Here is a 20,038-nt window from a genome sequence, read left to right on the forward strand (position 1 = left end):
TTATTCACAGGTGGATATGTGAATAACTCAAATGAACGTTTTCTTTCCACAAAGGGTAGTGAAAAAAACCATTTTGTGAAGGCGGGATACGTATGCCCTTTTTTTGAAGAAAAATGACCGTTTTACTTCTATTGAATTGAAAATCTGGATGTAAATTGAAAATCTGGATGAAAAGGCAAAAAAAAATCGGGATAATTAATTTTCCAGAGCCTCGCTCAAGGGTATATTTTTATTTTGGCAGAGGCTCTATGAAAAAATGATGGGGGATCGTTAATCAACTTAATTTCTTTTACCGTATCCCTCAATATCTTATGATGCTCTTCAGGCACCATCGACAGATCGTCTTGAATAGCCTTAAGATCATCAGGACTGTCGATACCATTTGTTTGGACGCGTAAAAAGTTTGGCTGATTGATTTTCACTTGGCCATCATCAAAAACAGGAATCGCCACACATCTGCATCGATACGGCGTGCCCGGCAGTCCCTCGCTCGGTGGATCACTGTATGCAAAAACTCTTCCATCCAGCACCCGGTGTGCCTGCCGGACACGGTCATCATGGCTGGTAGACCATTTGAACTTCTCCACACCCATTTCTTGGTGTCGTTTGGCTGTCATTTGCCCGAAAATGGATCCGGTTTGATCAACCGCTATGAATTGAGCCCGGTTTTTTGTCATGCCAATGCGCTCAACAAGCTGGTCACGAATTGATTTAATGCTCGAGCCATTCTTTACCCCTTGATAGATAATGCCTTCAATCTTCGGAAAAAACTCATCCCGAATGGTGCTGATATAACTCACATTCTCATTGATCGAGGACCTCATAAACTCATCAAGCCATGGCTCGCTTTGAGTCGGGTCAATCCCGATTATCCTGGCCTGCTGCTGAATATTTGCTTTGCTTTGAGCGTTCACGGCGTTTAGAAACCGTGTGCAGATATTACGAATCTCAGTTGAAGCAAAGATGCCAAGTGACAGCCCCTTGATAATCTCAATTGCCCGCTGGATGACATCCAATGGGCCGTCCATAATATATCCGTAACTATCCTGCCCGTACAGCTTTATTTGCGGTTTGATTTGCTCGTCAAACACCTGCAGGGTAACTTTGCCCAGCTCAGTTACTAAACGCTGAATATCACGAAAATACGCGGCCTCAGCAGCATGTGGATATCTTGTTTGTGGAACCGTCTTAGCCATCGTGTTTTTCTCTCCAAGCCTGGTAAACTTCGTGGGCAATGGCATCCCAGTCCACAGAGTCGCCGGACAGCTTGTTTTCCTCGGTTAACCCAAATTGCCCGAACCTGGCCTGCCGGACCTCATCCGGTGCAACGACACCGTTTCCAATGTAAATCTGGTCTGTTTCAGCCACCAGCTTTCGGATCTCTGCATCCGTCTTGCTGTCCACGTTCCAAAGAGGGTTGAACTTTATTTCCCACTCGAGGGAATTTGGGTCAATGCTACCCCCACCGATTTCATCCTGCGACCACAAAAGTAATCGGATAAGCCTTTCAATATGCGGCTTCAGTTCATTTTCCTGCATGGCCGCAATCCGAGAATAGTAGTTCATCACATCATACTGCGCACCTGCGATTGTCCCGGCCTCCTGCCCTTTAATTACGGTTTTAGGCATACGAACAGCGCCTGAGAGATAATCCCAGACGTAATCAAGCAGGTCTTTCATGCCGGATAGATTGGTCGTTTTCTTGTCCAGCTCTTCATCTTTCCCGATGATGGCCAAGGCTTCTGTGCGGAACATAAAGTCCATCAGCATACCCAATTCGTATTTGTCGGATGCGCTCATATCCTCAATGCCCTCTGCCTTGTAGACCTTGAATGCAAAATCATAAAGCATTTGTCCAACAGACCAAAGAGACGTATCCAGGACGGTAATGGCATCAAACAAAGGCTCAAGCAATGACTGCCCTTGATATTCATCCTCGAGGCGCCGAGTCTGATCATACAGCAGGCGAGATCGATGGATGCTGTCATTTACGGTACCGGCAATTTGTGTTCCAATTTGGGAGCGCCGGTTAACTTGGAAGAATTCGACGGTCCCGTAAACCGTGCGTCGGAGGTTCGAGTCCTCTCGGGGCCGCTAAAAGAAGCGCCCGCAAGCCTTTAATAATAAGGGGTTGCGGGCGTTTTGCATTTTTTTCGTGCAAAATGAGTGCATCATTACTTTTCCCTTAAAAAAAGTGCGGAGCGGAGGAAAATGAACAAAATTCAATGAATCAGTCCGAGCCGCATTGCTTTTACGGCGGCTTCCGTCCGGTTTCTGGCGTGAAGGCGTTTCATCAGGCTTGAGACATAATCTCGGACCGTATACTCGCTCAAATGCAGCATTTCCGCTGCTTCCGTCGTCGAGGCCCCGTCCGCCAAGAGCTGCAGAATATGGATTTCCCGGGCGGACAACTGGACAAGTTCCGGCTGCTTTTCGTCCCACTGGTTCGCTTTTAAAAACTTGGCCAGCAGTTCACCTGCGCTCTGGCCGAACTTCAACAGCGCTGTAAATGTGCTGCTGTCCACTTCAAAAAACTTTCCAGGCCCCTGGTCCAAAATGGCACCGCCAATTAACACCCCTTCTGACGGCACATAAATCGGGGCGACCACGACCGATTCCAGCTCAAACTCCTTCACATACTGCATCGGAAACTCTTCTGAAGCTTTTGGGATATACAGCGGCTGGAAATGCTGTACCATATTCACCTGCTGCCCCTTTCCTAGCAATATTTTAGAAATGGACGGAAAACGGTCGATCGTCTCCTTTATATTCCGAATTGCCGTATTGTTAAAATGGTAGCCGAACAGGCCGAATCCCGCCGCATCACTCTGCGAATAACGGAACAGAGCACAGCGCTCGAACGGCAAATATTGTGCGTAACCGAAAGCGATGTTTTGGATCGCTTCATTTAAATCCTGGGAGCGCATAATCCATTCGTTAAACAAAATGACTGCGTCTTTCCACTGGTCGCCCGCATATACTTTTCCGTTCCGTTCCTCCTCCATCTGCAACAAATGCATCGCATATGTCAAAAACGGGATGGTGGCCGAAACATCCTGGTCGCTCATACAAAAAATCAACGTCTCATTTTTCCACGGCACCGGAAACACATCCCGCCTTTCATCCGGTTTCCGCCGCGGCGTCCGCTTCAGCAGCGCTTCCGACAGCCAGAACCATGAAGGATCCACCCGTTCAAAAAGCCCGCTGTCAATCGCGTTCTCCTCCATCCCGATCACTTTCTTCAGCCGGTATCCCCCGTCCACATGGCTGACCCTTGCAATCCACTCAATCCGGAGCTGTTCGGATTTGGTAAGCTGCTCACAAAATGAATCCATATGAAAAGTTTCCTGTTTGGAAATGAGCAGCATTTCTTCACAAATTTTTGAAAACAGGTACTGGACGGAAGGATGCAAGTGAAAAGACCGGGTCGTGCTTTCTTTTATGGCTTTATGAACAGAGTTTTCAATTAGGGTTAAAATAAAAATGAGAACATGCGGTTCCGGCGGGCGGCGGAATTCCTTCACCCATTGCGACCGGATATCGTCAATCAGCGTTTCAACCGATTGCTGGCCGGAACGGAAAAAGGCGACAAAACAATTGAAAGCGAATTCAAAAGCATCCGCGCTGCCTTTATGTGTTTCTCTCAAATACTGCAAAATTTCCGTGCATTCCGCAATAATTTGCTGCTGGTGCGACCGCAAAAGATCTACCCCGTGTTTCATGACCATGTTCATATGCGCATTTAATGACAGCGACACCTTTCTCCCTCCTTCGTCTAAACCCCCTTGCCAGTGTTTTTTCCTATAATATTATCATAATCGGGCCGGGTTTTCGCGTTAAAAATCAAACCGGTTTTCCGATACGATATTTGTAGGCCATAAGCCGTTGAATTCCCTACAATAATAGGAATATATTTTTTTGTCTAAAATGAATAAAATAAAGAAAAATGTAAGCGATACCATTCGGAGAGGAGGAACTTTTCCCACCAAAACATTTTTCATGCCATCTTTTTTAAATGATCAAGTATTAAAGGGGAGGATTGTTACATGAACGAAGGGGCATTAGTCTTACAAGGGAGAACTTCAAAAAAATGGTTTTTTACCGCTCTGCTTTCAGGCCTTATTTTTCTGGGGGGACTTTTAGCGGTACTCGGCATTAACGGGGTTGCCGTTGCAGCAACTGTCGGCGGCATCGGCAAATTCAATGTTTCATTCAAGGAAATGCAAGGTACCGGGTTTAAATTATACGGGAGTTTATATGGGGACCCTTCCAAAGGGCAGGACCATGTCAAGCCAGTCTTTGTCAATGAAATTGATAAAGTGACGATTCAAGACTTGGTTATTAAAAAAGATGTTAAGATTCCAGTTCTCGGCGATTACCAGGTAAGAATTACGGCAGGCGACGGAAGCACACCTGTACACCTTGACGGGGTAATTCAAAAAGCTGCGCTTGTACAGGGGGATGCAGTCTTCACCAATATGAATATTTCAGAAAATTATGTCACTGCCGATGACCCTCAAGCTGCTTCAAAGGCATTTACGCAAGGGGCAGATACTTTAACGATCAAAGACGGCAGCCTGGATACACATTATCTTTTCCAAAAAGTCGCAAATCTGCCGAACCTCAAAGTGCAGTTTGTCAAAAAATAGGCTTTTCCTCAAGGAGTGATCATAATGGGCAAGTTCCATATGTTTCGCATGAATTTTAGAAACTGGAGAAGAAGCCGGCCATTCTGGGGGGCAACGTTTACGTTGCTCTCCGGGATGATCATTTTATATGTGCCGGTCCAACTTCTTGAAATTGCAGCCGCGCCCGGTAGCATGGTGTCGATCGGCCTTATTTTCGGCGGCTTGATTTTTCTGATCGGCGGAATGGGTTATTTTTTCCCGAAGTTTAATATGGTGTTCGGCATTTTGGCCATTTTCCTGTCTGTCCTTTCCATCATGGGGGCGATGGGCGGATTTTTCATTGGAACCCTGCTCGGTATCATCGGCGGGTCTTTATCTGTTTCATGGCGGGTAATCAGGCAGGAGGAAGTGCCGGCTAGTGTTGGGCCGATGGAAGAAATTGCCGCAGGGAGTGCAGAAGAAAGATAAAGACTATACACAGAAATGGTGAGGCAAGTGAAGAAAACAAAATCTTTCCTATTGACAGCCGCATTTATTGCATTTAATTTTTGCTTTTTTACAAACATTTCAGTGGCTGAATCCCCCGCAACAGACGGCTTCATCATTGAAGCAGACCGCGTGGAAGGCGTGATGCTTCCGCCCGAGATTACAGCAGGCGATACAGCAATAAAACAAAATCAGGTCATGCTCCGCCTGCAGTATGCGGATGTTACCATTTACGGACTGAAAATCACAAAAGTGCTGCAAACGCCTGAGGGACCGGTGACGATCCATATGAATGCACCCGGCCCGATCCAATTGAAAAATATGAAGGACGATGCTACAAAGGTGGACTTTGGCAGCATTTACGTCCCGGAAAAAGCCGGACAAATCGGCATGAAAAACGTCCGCCTTGTTGCCCATCAACAGCTTGCCGACAATGCGGATCTGCCGGGCCTTGACCTTTCGATGGAAACCGGCGCAGCCAATATTGACACTTCCGGTTCCGATGAAGAAACGTTGCGAAAACAGGCCGATCAGCTGACACAACTGCTTAAGGGCGGGACTTCTGATCAAAACAAGGAAGAAAAAAACGGCAAGCCTGTTACGGCTGATAAAGCAAAGGCTGGCACGCAGGATAAAGCGAAAACAGAAACACAGGATACAGAAAAACATCACGATGCGAAAACGGATGGCAAGGTTACGGATCAAAATAAAAATAAAAAACCAGAAAACGCGGATGATACAAAAACAAAGAATGCTGAGGGAACAGAATCGGACAACACTGGCACAAAACCTGCTTCCGGCCAGGAGACGGAAAAGAATGGCACCCCTGCAAAGACTGCTCCCAGCCAGAGCAGCACAGATAAAAATGTTCAACAAAAAGAAGGCAGCAACGCCGGAAATTAGGGGCGCACTGCCTTCTTTCCCATTATTGGAATAATCCCCGGATCGCGTCAAAGATGTTTTGGAAAAAGTCTTTTACGCTTTGCCAAAAACCCTTGTCTCCGGCCGCTTTATTGATCTTATCGCTCAGTTTGTCCGACAAGGAACTCAATTCGCTCTTGACCGAACCAAAATTGATGTTGAGCTTGCGCATCTGGTCGAATAAATCATACAGCAGCTGGCGGTCAGAATCGCTCAAATTGATGTTTAAATCCTTCAATTTATCATCGACGATTTTTTCAATATCTTCTTTTGTTGCCGGATGCTGGTCCGCAATTTCCTGCTTAATTTCCGTAAGAAGCTGGGTCACTTTGTCATTGCTTAACCCTTCCTTTTTCGCCAGATCCGTTGCGACATTCAGTTCCTGGCTGGCCACTTCCGTCCGATCTGAATCAAGTTTATCCCCGGATTTACTTGAATCGTCGTAAGCTTTATAAATACCGACAAGCGCTGAATGGCCGGTTACTTTGAGCGGAGAAGCCACTTCCACTTCCGCATTTTTAATCCCGGCAGTGAGCAGCGCATTTTTATACATATCCGCTGTCACTTCTGTAATATTCTCCGGTGTGACAATATTCACCTGGACACCGCCGGAATCCGTTCTTGTAATTTTTGCGGATGAGTACATATTCGAATTGCGGTTGCCGTCAGGAATGTAATGGACAAGATCATCGCCGGTTACGGTAATCTCTTCCACATTGTTTGCATCGTCCACGCCAAGTTCCTTTTCCACCTCTGCTTTTTGCGAGGCAGAAAGCGCCGCACCGGTTACAACGATCGGTTTCCCGTATTTTTCATCGATCACTGTACTATTATCGCCAGATGCTTTTGCCACACCGTTCATGCTGAATCCAAGCGCAATCATAGCGATGAACCAAATCAAGCCCAATCTTTTTAGCATTCTTTTTACGCCTCCTTTTTTGAAATGTTGCGGGCTTGCCGCCTGCCATTTCAAAAGATGCCTGCAAATCAGCCCATCGTGATGCATCATTTTTATTATACACGATTGCACCGTCCGTTTTCCCTAAAAATATGATGAGAAAACCCGGGCCTGGCGCGGGGGGATGCAACTGGATTGATTTTTCAGCGGCAGCAAAAGTATCGCCGGTTGCCCCGTTTGCTGGCAAGAGCGAAGAAAACTTGACCCATTCCTTTTATGGCAGCGGTTTCAAAAAGGAAGATTTTATACTAAAATAAAATCAGAAGGTACGACACAACAGGAAAGGTGTTTGAAGATGGGCACACAATTGCAGTCATTCCCGTGTCTTCATAGAATTCAAACGATGTACAGCGAATTTAGCGCAAAAGAACGGAAAATTGCAGACTACATCCTTGAGAACCCGCAGCGTTTGGTCCACAGCACGATCAACCAGGTGGCGGATCAGTTGCTTGTTGCCGATGCAACGGTATTCCGGTTTTGCAAACGCATCGGTTTCAGCGGATTTCAGGCGTTGAAGATTGCACTCGCTGCGGAAGCCGCCCGCCCCGGGAAAAATATGGACGAAGCAGTGAAAGATACCGACAATGAAAAAGCAGTTGCCATAAAAGTGTTTGAATCCAATATCCAGACCTTGCAGGATACGATCCATACATTGAACCAAAAACATTTGCATGAGGCCGTTGAATGGATTTGCCGTGCGAAGCATATTGTGTTTTACGGCTGCGGAAGTGCGTCCGTTATTGCCCTTGACGCCCTCGAAAAATCTTTGCAGACGGATTTGGCTGTCACGGCTTATACGGACCCCATCTGCAGCTGCTGAGCGCGGCAAGATGCACCAAAGAAGATGTGGCGGTTTTCATTTCTCACGTGGGCGCGGACAAAGAAGTATTGAAGTTGCTCCAGGCCGTTCAGAAAACCGGGGCGAAAACGATCGCGATCACGCAATTTGCAAAATCGCCGCTAAGCCAGAAAGCCGATGTCCCTTTATTTACAGTTTCACAAGAAGCAGATTTCCGCTTTTCTTCCTTTTCCGCGCGGATCGTACAGCTTAGCCTCATTGATCCCCTGTATGTCAATGTCATGCTGAGATATAAAGATACGAACGAAGAAATTTTACAAAAAGGAAAAGAAACGTACACCGTATGACAGCGCCCCGTTTCCCGGCAAACGGAGCCTGCACGCCCGTTATAATTTTCGCCGCAAATTGTAGAACGCCACGGCTGGAACCCGATGATGTTAAAATTTGCCCCCTTTTTCCTTCACTTAAATACCCATGCCGCAACAATGGCGGCATGGGCAAATTAGTTTCGGCTATATAAAGTAAACTTGGATCCCAGTACGTTTTTTTGCAGTTCGGCGGTCATCCGGACAATATCCGAATCCGGCCTGACAATGGATTTTGCCTGCTGATTGTGGGTGGCATATACCGGTTTCGCCTCGGATTGCGCCTCCGTCATTTCCCACTTCTCTCCCTTTTTTTCCAAAGTGAGACTGATCACACCGAGATGGCTCCCCCACTTGCCGGGCATCACCGCAGGCACGCCATTGATCGTCCCTTTCCGGATATCGACACCGGGAACGCCTGCAAAAAATTCGCTTGGGAACACCCTGTGCTGATGCCCGAACAGAATGGCATCAATCCCTTTTACCTCGCTTAATAAATATACGGCATCCCCTGTATAAAACGGTTGTTTTGCAGCCGGATCCACACCGCAATGGGCGAGCGCGATGATCAGGTCGGCTCCTTCCGCCTTCATTCTCGGGACAAACCAGGCAGCCGTATGCAGGATGTCCTTTGCTTTGACTTTGCCGCCAAGGCTCGGTTTTTCCCATTCAATGACAGAAGGCGTGACAAACCCAATGACCCCGATTTTCAAATGATGAGAATGCCCGTGCCGGTCTTCCACTTTTTTATTCAAAATCACATAGGGTTTAAAAAAATTTTGGTCATCTGTATCATTTTTTTCGAAATTATAGTATATATTGGCATTCACAAACGGAAACTTTGCTCCGCTGATGGTCTGTTTCAAAAAATCAAGCCCGTAATGAAAATCATGATTGCCCACGGTCGCCGCATCGTAATTTAAATGGTTCATCACACGGATAAACGGATGAACTTCCCCTTTTTTTAACGGGCGCCGGGCAGCATAAGCAGCCATTTCATTCCCTTCGAGCAAGTCCCCGTCATCAAACAGCATCGTATTTTTTGCCGCTTTCCTCTCCGCTGCAATGAGTGAAGCCGTGAGGGCAAGCCCGTAAGTCTCCGCCTCAGTGCGCGCGGCATAATCATAATTCAGCATATAGCCGTGCAAATCCGATGTCTCCAACAAACGCAAATCGACAGTGGCCCGTTTCGGCTGAAACCAAAAAGCCGCATCCGCATGTTCCGTCCGGGGAAAAAGAGCGAGGGACAGTACCGCTGCCCACATCAGCATTTTTTTGCCCATCTTTATCCCTCCAAAAATCAATACATGCTGTGAATAGTTTGTGCCCCGGGGTGCTCATTATTGCAGCCCGGCCGGTAACAATCCTTGGAAACAGAGGCACAATTTTTTCGGGCCCATGCAAAAAGGGGACACTGCCGGTGATCTTTCAACGGACAGAACATTCGCAAACAAAAAAGGCGCCCCGCCCCTGTTCCGGCAGTGCACCTTCTTTAACTTCATAGCTGATTTTAAGATTCCGTTACATATTTGTGATCTTTGGAATCGTGCCCGCCGCCGCTGATTTCAGCAAGGTACGCTTCTCCTTTTTCTTTATCATATTTTCCTTCCCATTTTGACACAATAATGGTTGCCAGTGTATTCCCAACGACATTGCAGACTGTTCTTGCCATATCTAGAATACGGTCAATCCCCGCAATAAATGCCAGGCCTTCAATCGGAATGCCGACCGTTCCCAGCGTCGCCAAAAGCACGACGAATGAAACTCCCGGAACACCGGCGATGCCTTTTGACGTGACCATCAGCACGAGCACCAGGGAAATTTGCGCACCGATGGACATATGAATCCCGTACATTTGCGCGATAAACAGCGCCGCCAGCGACTGGTACAAGGTCGAGCCGTCCAGGTTGAAGGAGTACCCGGTCGGAATAACCAGTGTGGTGATCGATTTCGGGCAACCGAATTTTTCCATTTTTTCCATGATCCTTGGCAGCACCGCTTCCGAGCTTGCAGTGGAATAGGCAAGGATCAATTCGTCTTTCAGGATCTTGAAGAGATTGAAAATATTTACACGGAAAAGCCAGCCAATCAGGCCAAGCACGACAACCACAAAGAAAATAATCGTGCCGTAAACCGTGAAAACAAGCTTGCTCAGCGGGATCAATGACTTGAGGCCGAATTGCGCAACCGTTACGCCAATAAGGCCGAATACACCGATCGGGGCCACTTTCATGACCAAATTGGTGACATAAAACATCGCTTCACTGACACCCTGGAAAAAGCGGAGCACCGGTTTTCCTTTTTCCCCGATGGCTGCTACCCCGATCCCGAACATGACAGAGAAGAAAATGATTGGAAGCATGTTCCCTTGTGAAAGGGATTCAAACAAGTTCGTCGGCACAATATTTAAGATCGTATCGACTATGCCATTGTGCTGCGTCTCTTTCGTTGTTTCCACATAACTGCTGATCGATGTTTTTGCCAGCGAACCCATATCCACCCCTGTACCCGGATGGAACAAGTTTCCGGCCAGCAGCCCGACTACAATTGCAATGGTCGTGACAATTTCAAAATAGATTAATGCTTTCAGGCCGAGCTTTCCAACCTGCTTCATATCTCCTGCACCGGCAACACCGACAATCAGGCTTGAAACGACAATCGGGATCACAATCATTTTAATCAAGCGCAAAAAGAAATCGCCAAACGGCTGGAGAATATGGGCCACGGTGTCATTTCCGTGAAAAATGCCGCCGATCGCAATACCGAGAATCAGGCCGATAAAAATCTGCCAGGCTAAACTCACTCTTTTCATGTAGGTCCCTCCCAGATGCCAATATTTTTTCAAAAAGCGCAGTACGCAAGCTGCATACCGGATTGTTTGTAAAACTCAAATTGCAGATACCACCGGTTTCCGGATTTCCATGCGGAAACCGAATTTGCGGATGAAAAAAAACCACGAAAGAGAGAAATTCCTTCGCAGCATTTTTGCTTAAAAGGCGTGTCCAAAAAACACACGCAGTTCTCTCCAGACGCTTACGAGGTTAGCTGACGGATTAGGGAATAAAGAGTTTCCCTACCTTTCAATGAAAGGTTTCACCCCTGGTGCCCAAAGCACCCGTTGGTTCCCCCGTTTACATAAACATGTAATTGAGCGATGATATGAAGTTTTTAAAAGATAAAAAACAACTCATCCTTCTCCAATGTTTTAGCGTCCTTTGCCATTATATAATATTTTAATATAATATAGCAAATAAATTTTTTTATAGCGAGAGGACGGACGCATTCGCGTTGCATAGCCGGCATCAATTTGCTGGTCATCCGTGGGAGATAGCATTTCACGCTTCAATTTGCTAAAATAAAACCAGTCGATACTTTGTGAAAAGAGGTACATTATGACACTTTTTTATTTTGTGCGCCATGGCCAGACAGAATGGAACGCCGACCGGAACAGATATTGCGGGAGAAGCGATATCGGTTTGTCTGAGACCGGCGTGCGGCAGGCGAAACTGGCGGCAGGATTTTTAAAGGATATTCCGTTTGATGCGGTTTACACATCAACATTGGCCCGTGCTGTCCGTACGGCAGAAATTCTCGTGAAGGGGCGGAATTTGGAAATACACCAAGATCCGCGTCTTGTCGAAACGGACTTCGGTGCCTGGGAAGGAGAACGGCAGGAAGACTTTTCCGTAAACTATGCGGAGAATTGGGAGGCATGGCTACAAGATCCGGGCGCGACACATGCGGGTTATACGGGGGAAACGGCCGTCCAGGTCTATAACCGTGTCCGTGCCTGTATCAATGAGCTGGTGGAAAAACATCCGGAGGAAACCGTCCTTGTTGTGGCCCACAGCATGGCAATCCGCTTTTTCGTCGCCGGAACACTGGAAGTCCCGTTTAAAAATTACCGGATGATCCCGCAAGACAACACGGGCATTACAATTTACAAAGAGGCACCGGAAAACGCCGGATTTCTGGCCATTAATCTAAATACGCATTTATATGCAATAAAATGAGGGTTAGACATTTTCAGAATAACGATTGCCCATTGCTACAGGAACCCAGCCCATGCCGGTTGAATAACGGAACCGGCATGGGCTGGGTTATTTGAAAATGAACGTAATCCATGATGCGTTTTTATAATTTGTTTCATCAAAAATCCGGGACAAGATTGGTGCATGAACCCGTAGGAAATGGAAATTTTACAAAGGCATGCAGCTGCCTTGCCTGCTTGAGGGGTTGCGATCTCTGGTCTCGGCAAGAAGACTGGCCCCTTTGCCCGGACTCCTCTTTGCACGCAAAAGCTGGTTCATTGGCAAGCCAGAAGCGGATTTGTTCATCAACAATGTGGATTTGAATGGCGGGGATTCTACAATGGCATGCAGCTGCCTTGCCTGCTTGAGGGGTTGCTGTGCCTGGATTTGGCAAGGAAACTGGCCCCTTTGCCCGGACTCCTCTTTGCACGCGAAAGCTGGTTCATGGCAAGCCAGAAACGGATTTGTTCATCAACAATGTGGATTAATGATGATGGAATGGCAGGGATCATTGGCCCGCCATTTTTATATGAAAGCGTTTACAATTTGAAAAGGGGTTAAAACCGCACCGTTTTCATGCTAAACTGGAAGGGAGACTGTAAAAATAGAGCCTGGAGACCGTATTACTCTTACTTTGGATTTGGGAACTGCAAGTAAGAATCATGAGAAAATAGGGGGGATTTTTTGCTGAAGCTCTATTTTCTTTGTGTCTCCGGCTCTTTGTCAACTTTGTACAGACACTCATCAACAAAATAATTTCTATACACTTATATTATACACAATTATTTTGGAAGTCAACCATTTTTTTGATTTTTTTTAAGGAGCAGTAGCGATGGCCGATCACGGGAATGAAAACATGGATAACGTTAAAGCAATATTCGCAGCCCGTTTGAAAAAAGTGCGGGCAGCTCAAGGCTACAGCCAGCCTGAACTTGCGAAAAGGGTCGGGGTAAGCGACCGGAACATTTCGAACTACGAAACTGGATACAGTTTTCCTTCTATTAAAGTGTTATACCGGATCTCGCAAGTGTTAAAAGTATCCATTGATTATCTTTTAGGCCTTACCAACCATGTGGGCCTGAAAACAAATGAAGCGGTCAGTAATCCGGAAAAGAAACTGCTTGAGACGTTGAGCCATGAACCGGATTTATATCAAATGATGCTGAAAGATCCTGAGAAAATGGCAAGCCGGATTTATCAGACTTGGAATTTGATCAGGGAACTGGACGATGAGGATGACAGAAATACATAATCGGGGGCTGCTGAATAAGCAAAAGCCCTGGACCCGTTTCCGGGGACTATAAAAACAAGGGCAATTTCATAAAGAGGGTTTGTCACTGCTGCCTGCACGATCTGCGCCTCTTTTTGGATCTAAAGAAAAAAGAAGGCGGCATCAACCAGTTTTGCGGCTGAGCGAACCAGAGATAAAGCTTTGTCTGGTTCGCTCAGCAAGCCTTCAATGGGAAAAACTTTAAAATCTTTTTTGGGCAGGGCTGCTTGCTTCTGTTTTATTATTCCTGCAGGCGGGACTTGGGCTCTTTTCTTTCTGGCCAGGCAGCTGCATGCAAGGCTGCATGGAACAGTAGGAACCGGAATTATTACCGGCAGCACTTCTGGCAGCAATAATTGCTCAATTCCATCGGGAATGCCAAGCGTTGCATCAAAGGGTAAGTTTTAGAAAAGATCAAAAATTGTTTCTATTTGGTGGATGTTGTTTTATTTCATGCCCCCTATGCAGGGAGCCGACGGCATAGGTTTCTTTATCTACCTCTTGGATTCACATTTCAATCCACGCCCCCATGTAGGGAGCGACGCAATACGGCAATACGAACAAAAATTCCGACACCGATTTCAATCCACGCCCCCATGTAGGGAGCGACATCAAAGGAGGAATAAAAATGGCATGGTATTACGATTTCAATCCACGCCCCCATGTAGGGAGCGACTCTTCATCCGGTCGTGCAATGCATTTATCAAAAGATTTCAATCCACGCCCCCATGTAGGGAGCGACCCAGTGCGAAAACGATATTTATCCTCTGGATCATATTTCAATCCACGCCCCCATGTAGGGAGCGACAAGGCGGCAGCTCCTGCACTTTCATCCCTAGTTCTATTTCAATCCACGCCCCCATGTAGGGAGCGACTTTCCACTCGTTAAATAGTTCAGCTGTTTTCCCAATTTCAATCCACGCCCCCATGTAGGGAGCGACTTTCCACTCGTTAAATAGTTCAGCTGTTTTCCCAATTTCAATCCACGCCCCCATGTAGGGAGCGACCCAGTGCGAAAACGATATTTATCCTCTGGATCATATTTCAATCCACGCCCCCATGTAGGGAGCGACTTTCCACTCGTTAAATAGTTCAGCTGTTTTCCCAATTTCAATCCACGCCCCCATGTAGGGAGCGACACTCGTAACCGTCTTCGGCATCTTGCGAATCAAGATTTCAATCCACGCCCCCATGTAGGGAGCGACAAGAATACCGTATTTTGGTTAACGTAGTCGATATTTCAATCCACGCCCCCATGTAGGGAGCGACCCAGAAAAGCGACATGGAGAAGATTAAAACCGAAAAATTTCAATCCACGCCCCCATGTAGGGAGCGACAAAACGAGTATAGACAAAGGTTGGTACGGTAAGATTTCAATCCACGCCCCCATGTAGGGAGCGACAGCCCAGGCGAGAAGTGGCAAGCCTCTTTGCGCATTTCAATCCACGCCCCCATGTAGGGAGCGACCACAATGTGGCGGAAATGCTTGGGTTCCCGAGGCATTTCAATCCACGCCCCCATGTAGGGAGCGACGCTTGGTGCTGTTGCGGCGGCTGGTGGTTTGTCTATTTCAATCCACGCCCCCATGTAGGGAGCGACAAAAGTACTTTTTTATCTTCTTCCGGCAAAGTATATTTCAATCCACGCCCCCATGTAGGGAGCGACTCGAGAATACGGTTCAGTATCTCCAATATAACATATTTCAATCCACGCCCCCATGTAGGGAGCGACTACAGCGTGATAATGTATAGCACCCCGTTTCTGATTTCAATCCACGCCCCCATGTAGGGAGCGACCAGATGCACCGTTAATCTTGCCACGTTTTCCCTGATTTCAATCCACGCCCCCATGTAGGGAGCAACTTATAACAAATGGGGGATCAGGCGGCTGCAATAATTTCAATCCACGCCCCCATGTAGGGAGCGACACGGTTTGAAAGGACAAGACGCAGGCACATCATTATTTCAATCCACGCCCCCATGTAGGGAGCGACAAGCCGCCCTTGACAGTGAGCCTCTGGCGCCCCTATTTCAATCCACGCCCCCATGTAGGGAGCGACAACAACGAGGATGAAATGAGGCGGATTTTGAATATTTCAATCCACGCCCCCATGTAGGGAGCGACTATCAGCAGAATGGCTGATTGAAAAAGCAAACAATTTCAATCCACGCCCCCCATGTAGGGAGCGACAAAACCAGTATAGGGGAGTGAGAAAATGCGGGCTATTTCAATCCACGCCCCCATGTAGGGAGCGACTTTTTAAAAAACCGCCGTTTTTTTGGTTTTATCGATTTCAATCCACGCCCCCATGTAGGGAGCGACGGCCTCGCTCTAGTAAATACATCAGCTGATCTCGATTTCAATCCACGCCCCCATGTAGGGAGCGACTGCCCAGGTGCTCACTTTTGCAGAAATAAAATAATTATTTCAATCCACGCCCCCATGTAGGGAGCGACGCCTTGTTCGCGATTGTGGTGGCTAACGTCTATAATTTCAATCCACGCCCCCATGTAGGGAGCGACGTTGCCCAAATCAGCCCAATTACAAAAATCAATACATTTCAATCCACGCCCCCATGTAGGGAGCGACGAAACTATGGCACCGTTGGGATATTATCTGCGATATTTCAATCCACGCCCCCATGTAGGGAGCGACTTGCTAATGGGCCTATTACTCGCGAAATCATATGATTTCAATCCACGCCCCCATGTAGGGAGCGACCCGCGCGGTAAAATATGCAGAACAGTTAATGCCAATTTCAATCCACGCCCCCATGTAGGGAGCGACGGCCTGCGTGATAAGAACGGCCGGGAGATTTATATTTCAATCCACGCCCCCATGTAGGAAGCGACCTGATGTCTACAAACGTTGGTGCTGGCGCATTTATTTCAATCCACGCCCCCATGTAGGGAGCGACGGTATTAGTGATAAACAGCTAAAAAGTGTGACGATTTCAATCCACGCCCCCATGTAGGGAGCGACGCTGGAGGAAATGAATACGGCCGGTTTGCAAATTATTTCAATCCACGCCCCCATGTAGGGAGCGACGGCTGATTGGGCAGGATGTCATATAGATAGGGGTATTTCAATCCACGCCCCCATGTAGGGAGCGACGCCATACGAATTCCTTCTTGAGTTGCGTCAATCGAATTTCAATCCACGCCCCCATGTAGGGAGCGACGAGGCGTCGGAAATCAGATTCTGGACGGCAAATTATTTCAATCCACGCCCCCATGTAGGGAGCGACTTCATTTTCATAACGTGGTTCAGGCCCATTTCCTATTTCAATCCACGCCCCCATGTAGGGAGCGACGTCATTTTCGTGTACTTCGCGGGCTATGATTGTTATTTCAATCCACGCCCCCATGTAGGGAGCGACTAGAGCCAGCGGAAACGGATCATGGCAGCACGTCATTTCAATCCACGCCCCCATGTAGGGAGCGACTATGAATATGCATATATAGCGGTTCTAATCGGCGATTTCAATCCACGCCCCCATGTAGGGAGCGACGACGACATGGTGGCACTATACGCCAGCTATTTTATTTCAATCCACGCCCCCATGTAGGGAGCGACGGAAATTAGCAATAACCCAGCGTTTACCACCGCATTTCAATCCACGCCCCCATGTAGGGAGCGACGAAATTTTCGTCGTTGAACGTGTTGCCGTATACGATTTCAATCCACGCCCCCATGTAGGGAGCGACAATGCACACCATCCGCGATATATACAGTATCCGATTTCAATCCACGCCCCCATGTAGGGAGCGACCTATTCGACGCAAAGACGGGTGAGCTAGTAGAAAATTTCAATCCACGCCCCCATGTAGGGAGCGACCTATTCGACGCAAAGACGGGTGAGCTAGTAGAAAATTTCAATCCACGCCCCCATGTAGGGAGCGACCAGAAACGAAAGTTTATATAAAACAAATCTTCGAATTTCAATCCACGCCCCCATGTAGGGAGCGACTATCGCACTCGAACTCTTGATTGTTAATCGACGTATTTCAATCCACGCCCCCATGTAGGGAGCGACTTTCGTTTGATACAGTTATCGATGATACTACCAAATTTCAATCCACGCCCCCATGTAGGGAGCGACGTATCCTTTTCTTCCGAGAGTACAATACGAAGGTATTTCAATCCACGCCCCCATGTAGGGAGCGACGCGGGACATGATTGATTTAGATGCCATCAATTGGATTTCAATCCACGCCCCCATGTAGGGAGCGACACTGCGTAATCAATTCGTTAATACTTTGTGGCGTATTTCAATCCACGCCCCCATGTAGGGAGCGACAAACAGCCATTATGTCACCGTGCTAAATATGGGTATTTCAATCCACGCCCCCATGTAGGGAGCGACGACTACGACGGCTTGCACTACGAACCTTGCGCTGATTTCAATCCACGCCCCCATGTAGGGAGCGACGAAGGGAATGACGCTGAATGACAAACGAAGAACTATTTCAATCCACGCCCCCATGTAGGGAGCGACCAATTTCTTTATAGAGATGCAACCTGCCTTATCTATTTCAATCCACGCCCCCATGTAGGGAGCGACGACAACCCAACAATTATCTTTTTACGCAAAGTGCCATTTCAATCCACGCCCCCATGTAGGGAGCGACTATACCGCATGCTGCCGTTTGTACATTTCGACACATTTCAATCCACGCCCCCATGTAGGGAGCGACGCATCTAAGAATGAGTCACAAAACGTATGATATTATTTCAATCCACGCCCCCATGTAGGGAGCGACGTTGACCGAGGAAAATTATAGTATTTTAGCGAAAATTTCAATCCACGCCCCCATGTAGGGAGCGACGGAGGACGATCACAATGGCTAAACGGAGACTAAACATTTCAATCCACGCCCCCATGTAGGGAGCGACTGGACTTTTTCTGTAAACAAATAATACAACTAGGGATTTCAATCCACGCCCCCATGTAGGGAGCGACATTTCACACTGATATATTGTGTCGTTAAAAATAATATTTCAATCCACGCCCCCATGTAGGGAGCGACACCTAGAAATTACTGGCCAGGGTTGCCGGGAGTACATTTCAATCCACGCCCCCATGTAGGGAGCGACCGAGGCAGATAGTGTTAAATATTTATAAAGATAAAATTTCAATCCACGCCCCCATGTAGGGAGCGACACTTGCACACCGTCAATCGTTTTATTAGTCGTAAATTTCAATCCACGCCCCCATGTAGGGAGCGACCATTTCCGATCTGCACTTTTGGGCTGATACGTTGATTTCAATCCACGCCCCCATGTAGGGAGCGACAGCGCCTAATGGTTTTCATGCCGCCGCGCCATGATTTCAATCCACGCCCCCATGTAGGGAGCGACCGGACTAATCGGCGGAGGACTTGACGGTTTAAAATTTCAATCCACGCCCCCATGTAGGGAGCGACCAGCGCGCTTGATGGAGATATTATACGACAAGCCGATTTCAATCCACGCCCCCATGTAGGGAGCGACAAATATTACTTTTACTGATCCTATCGACATTACGATTTCAATCCACGCCCCCATGTAGGGAGCGACGTCGAGCACGTCTACTTCCAACGTGTGGCCGTCTATTTCAATCCACGCCCCCATGTAGGGAGCGACAATTTGGGTTTAACTGCAGAAGAAGCCGAAAAATTATTTCAATCCACGCCCCCATGTAGGGAGCGACTCCCGGGCCACCGAAGTGTCCGGCAAGTCAATTTCATTTCAATCCACGCCCCCATGTAGGGAGCGACGCACGTAGATGGGTCAAATTTCGATTCTAAGTTAATTTCAATCCACGCCCCCATGTAGGGAGCGACTGCCTAACAGCTATATCAATTCTATTACCACCTATTTCAATCCACGCCCCCATGTAGGGAGCGACACCAAAAAATGATTTTTCTTGCACCCATTCTTTATTTCAATCCACGCCCCCATGTAGGGAGCGACTTTAGTAGGTGATCCAGCAGACCTAAATGCGGTAAATTTCAATCCACGCCCCCATGTAGGGAGCGACCTCCACAACTTTGAGGAGTCAACTTACACCAACATTTCAATCCACGCCCCCATGTAGGGAGCGACAAAGTTTCCGTTTCCAATGTTTATGTTCACGCCGATTTCAATCCACGCCCCCATGTAGGGAGCGACGTAAGCGCCAAGTTTTTCAATAGCAAAGTCACATTTATTTCAATCCACGCCCCCATGTAGGGAGCGACGTTAAAGCGGTCAACCTGCTTAAACTGTACAATGATATTTCAATCCACGCCCCCATGTAGGGAGCGACCCGTTACCAAAATCGCCAAGGATTACGGCATGAGCGATTTCAATCCACGCCCCCATGTAGGGAGCGACTACCAAACCGACATGAATTTCTGATTCTCCCTTATTTCAATCCACGCCCCCATGTAGGGAGCGACTATTGCCATTTATCTAAAACTGTCTTATCGGCTTATTTCAATCCACGCCCCCATGTAGGGAGCGACTTTACAAAAGCGATATAACATTAAAAAATGAAAAATTTCAATCCACGCCCCCATGTAGGGAGCGACCTTCCCCAAATCTGCAGACAGCGCAG

Annotated in this window: 13 protein-coding genes, 1 pseudogene, 2 CRISPR repeat arrays and 1 riboswitch (1 of these 17 only partly in view); of the genes and pseudogenes, 7 read left to right on the forward strand and 7 right to left on the reverse strand. The window is 47.5% G+C overall.

Features of this window, described 5'->3' with window-relative positions:
• Positions 1-215 precede the first annotated feature (215 nt).
• The 3 genes and pseudogenes from NSQ19_RS12535 to NSQ19_RS12545 form a co-directional block, all read right to left on the reverse strand.
• Positions 216-1,196 (reverse strand): phage head morphogenesis protein, encoded by a 981-nt coding sequence (locus tag NSQ19_RS12535; RefSeq protein ID WP_340702935.1) that lies wholly within the window; start codon positions 1,194-1,196, stop codon positions 216-218.
• A pseudogene (locus tag NSQ19_RS12540) lies at positions 1,189-2,073 on the reverse strand (anti-CBASS protein Acb1 family protein); the annotation flags it as partial. The pseudogene NSQ19_RS12540 and the gene NSQ19_RS12535, both read right to left, overlap by 8 nt.
• A gap of 149 nt (positions 2,074-2,222) precedes the next feature.
• Positions 2,223-3,758 (reverse strand): response regulator transcription factor, encoded by a 1,536-nt coding sequence (locus tag NSQ19_RS12545; RefSeq protein WP_207368766.1) that lies wholly within the window; start codon positions 3,756-3,758, stop codon positions 2,223-2,225.
• 288 nt (positions 3,759-4,046) lie between these two features.
• Here NSQ19_RS12545 and NSQ19_RS12550 point away from each other — a divergent pair, with 288 nt between their 5' ends.
• From NSQ19_RS12550 to NSQ19_RS12560, 3 genes are read left to right on the forward strand one after another with little or no spacing between them, the layout of a single operon-like run.
• Positions 4,047-4,649 (forward strand): DUF6230 family protein, encoded by a 603-nt coding sequence (locus tag NSQ19_RS12550; RefSeq protein ID WP_029142364.1) that lies wholly within the window; start codon positions 4,047-4,049, stop codon positions 4,647-4,649.
• A gap of 24 nt (positions 4,650-4,673) precedes the next feature.
• On the forward strand, positions 4,674-5,096 hold the full coding sequence (locus NSQ19_RS12555; RefSeq protein WP_013860384.1) for a DUF6114 domain-containing protein: 423 nt from the start codon (positions 4,674-4,676) through the stop codon (positions 5,094-5,096).
• 27 nt (positions 5,097-5,123) lie between these two features.
• Positions 5,124-6,017 (forward strand): hypothetical protein, encoded by an 894-nt coding sequence (locus NSQ19_RS12560; RefSeq protein ID WP_328005020.1) that lies wholly within the window; start codon positions 5,124-5,126, stop codon positions 6,015-6,017.
• Between the two features lie 22 nt (positions 6,018-6,039).
• Here NSQ19_RS12560 and NSQ19_RS12565 read toward each other — a convergent pair whose 3' ends face one another.
• Complete coding sequence (locus NSQ19_RS12565; protein WP_118497904.1) at positions 6,040-6,954, reverse strand: DUF1002 domain-containing protein; 915 nt, start codon at positions 6,952-6,954, stop codon at positions 6,040-6,042.
• Between the two features lie 382 nt (positions 6,955-7,336).
• On the opposite strand from NSQ19_RS12565, the gene NSQ19_RS12570 reads away from it, so the two are divergent.
• Positions 7,337-7,813, forward strand: a complete 477-nt coding sequence (locus NSQ19_RS12570; protein ID WP_340702936.1) for a MurR/RpiR family transcriptional regulator — start codon at positions 7,337-7,339, stop codon at positions 7,811-7,813.
• 47 nt (positions 7,814-7,860) lie between these two features.
• Positions 7,861-8,139, forward strand: a complete 279-nt coding sequence (locus tag NSQ19_RS12575) for a MurR/RpiR family transcriptional regulator (RefSeq protein ID WP_340703188.1) — start codon at positions 7,861-7,863, stop codon at positions 8,137-8,139.
• A gap of 155 nt (positions 8,140-8,294) precedes the next feature.
• Here the strand turns inward: NSQ19_RS12575 and NSQ19_RS12580 are convergent, their stop codons facing one another.
• Together NSQ19_RS12580 and NSQ19_RS12585 are read right to left on the reverse strand one after the other, a co-directional pair.
• A complete protein-coding gene (locus tag NSQ19_RS12580) occupies positions 8,295-9,440 on the reverse strand; it encodes a metallophosphoesterase (protein ID WP_118497902.1) in 1,146 nt (381 codons plus the stop codon).
• A 227-nt stretch (positions 9,441-9,667) separates the two neighbouring features.
• Complete coding sequence (locus NSQ19_RS12585; protein ID WP_017553891.1) at positions 9,668-10,969, reverse strand: cation:dicarboxylate symporter family transporter; 1,302 nt, start codon at positions 10,967-10,969, stop codon at positions 9,668-9,670.
• 204 nt (positions 10,970-11,173) lie between these two features.
• Positions 11,174-11,321: riboswitch (cyclic di-AMP (ydaO/yuaA leader) on the reverse strand.
• Between the two features lie 228 nt (positions 11,322-11,549).
• Between NSQ19_RS12585 and NSQ19_RS12590 the strand changes: the two genes are divergently transcribed.
• Both NSQ19_RS12590 and NSQ19_RS12595 read left to right on the forward strand, forming a co-directional pair.
• On the forward strand, positions 11,550-12,170 hold the full coding sequence (locus tag NSQ19_RS12590) for a histidine phosphatase family protein (RefSeq protein WP_340702937.1): 621 nt from the start codon (positions 11,550-11,552) through the stop codon (positions 12,168-12,170).
• A gap of 850 nt (positions 12,171-13,020) precedes the next feature.
• Entirely contained in the window at positions 13,021-13,440 is a 420-nt protein-coding gene (locus NSQ19_RS12595; protein ID WP_013860392.1) for a helix-turn-helix domain-containing protein, read from the forward strand.
• 119 nt (positions 13,441-13,559) lie between these two features.
• Here the strand turns inward: NSQ19_RS12595 and NSQ19_RS12600 are convergent, their stop codons facing one another.
• Positions 13,560-13,811, reverse strand: coding sequence for a hypothetical protein (locus NSQ19_RS12600; RefSeq protein ID WP_029142356.1), 252 nt, complete (start codon positions 13,809-13,811; stop codon positions 13,560-13,562).
• A 158-nt stretch (positions 13,812-13,969) separates the two neighbouring features.
• Positions 13,970-15,583: direct repeats of the CRISPR family, unit length 32 nt; unit sequence ATTTCAATCCACGCCCCCATGTAGGGAGCGAC.
• Between the two features lie 99 nt (positions 15,584-15,682).
• A CRISPR array of direct repeats spans positions 15,683-20,038; the repeat unit is 32 nt; unit sequence ATTTCAATCCACGCCCCCATGTAGGGAGCGAC (it continues 6,907 nt past the right edge of the window).

The organism is Weizmannia sp. FSL W8-1119, assembly GCF_038008605.1.
Lineage (GTDB): Bacteria > Bacillota > Bacilli > Bacillales > Bacillaceae_C > Weizmannia > Weizmannia coagulans.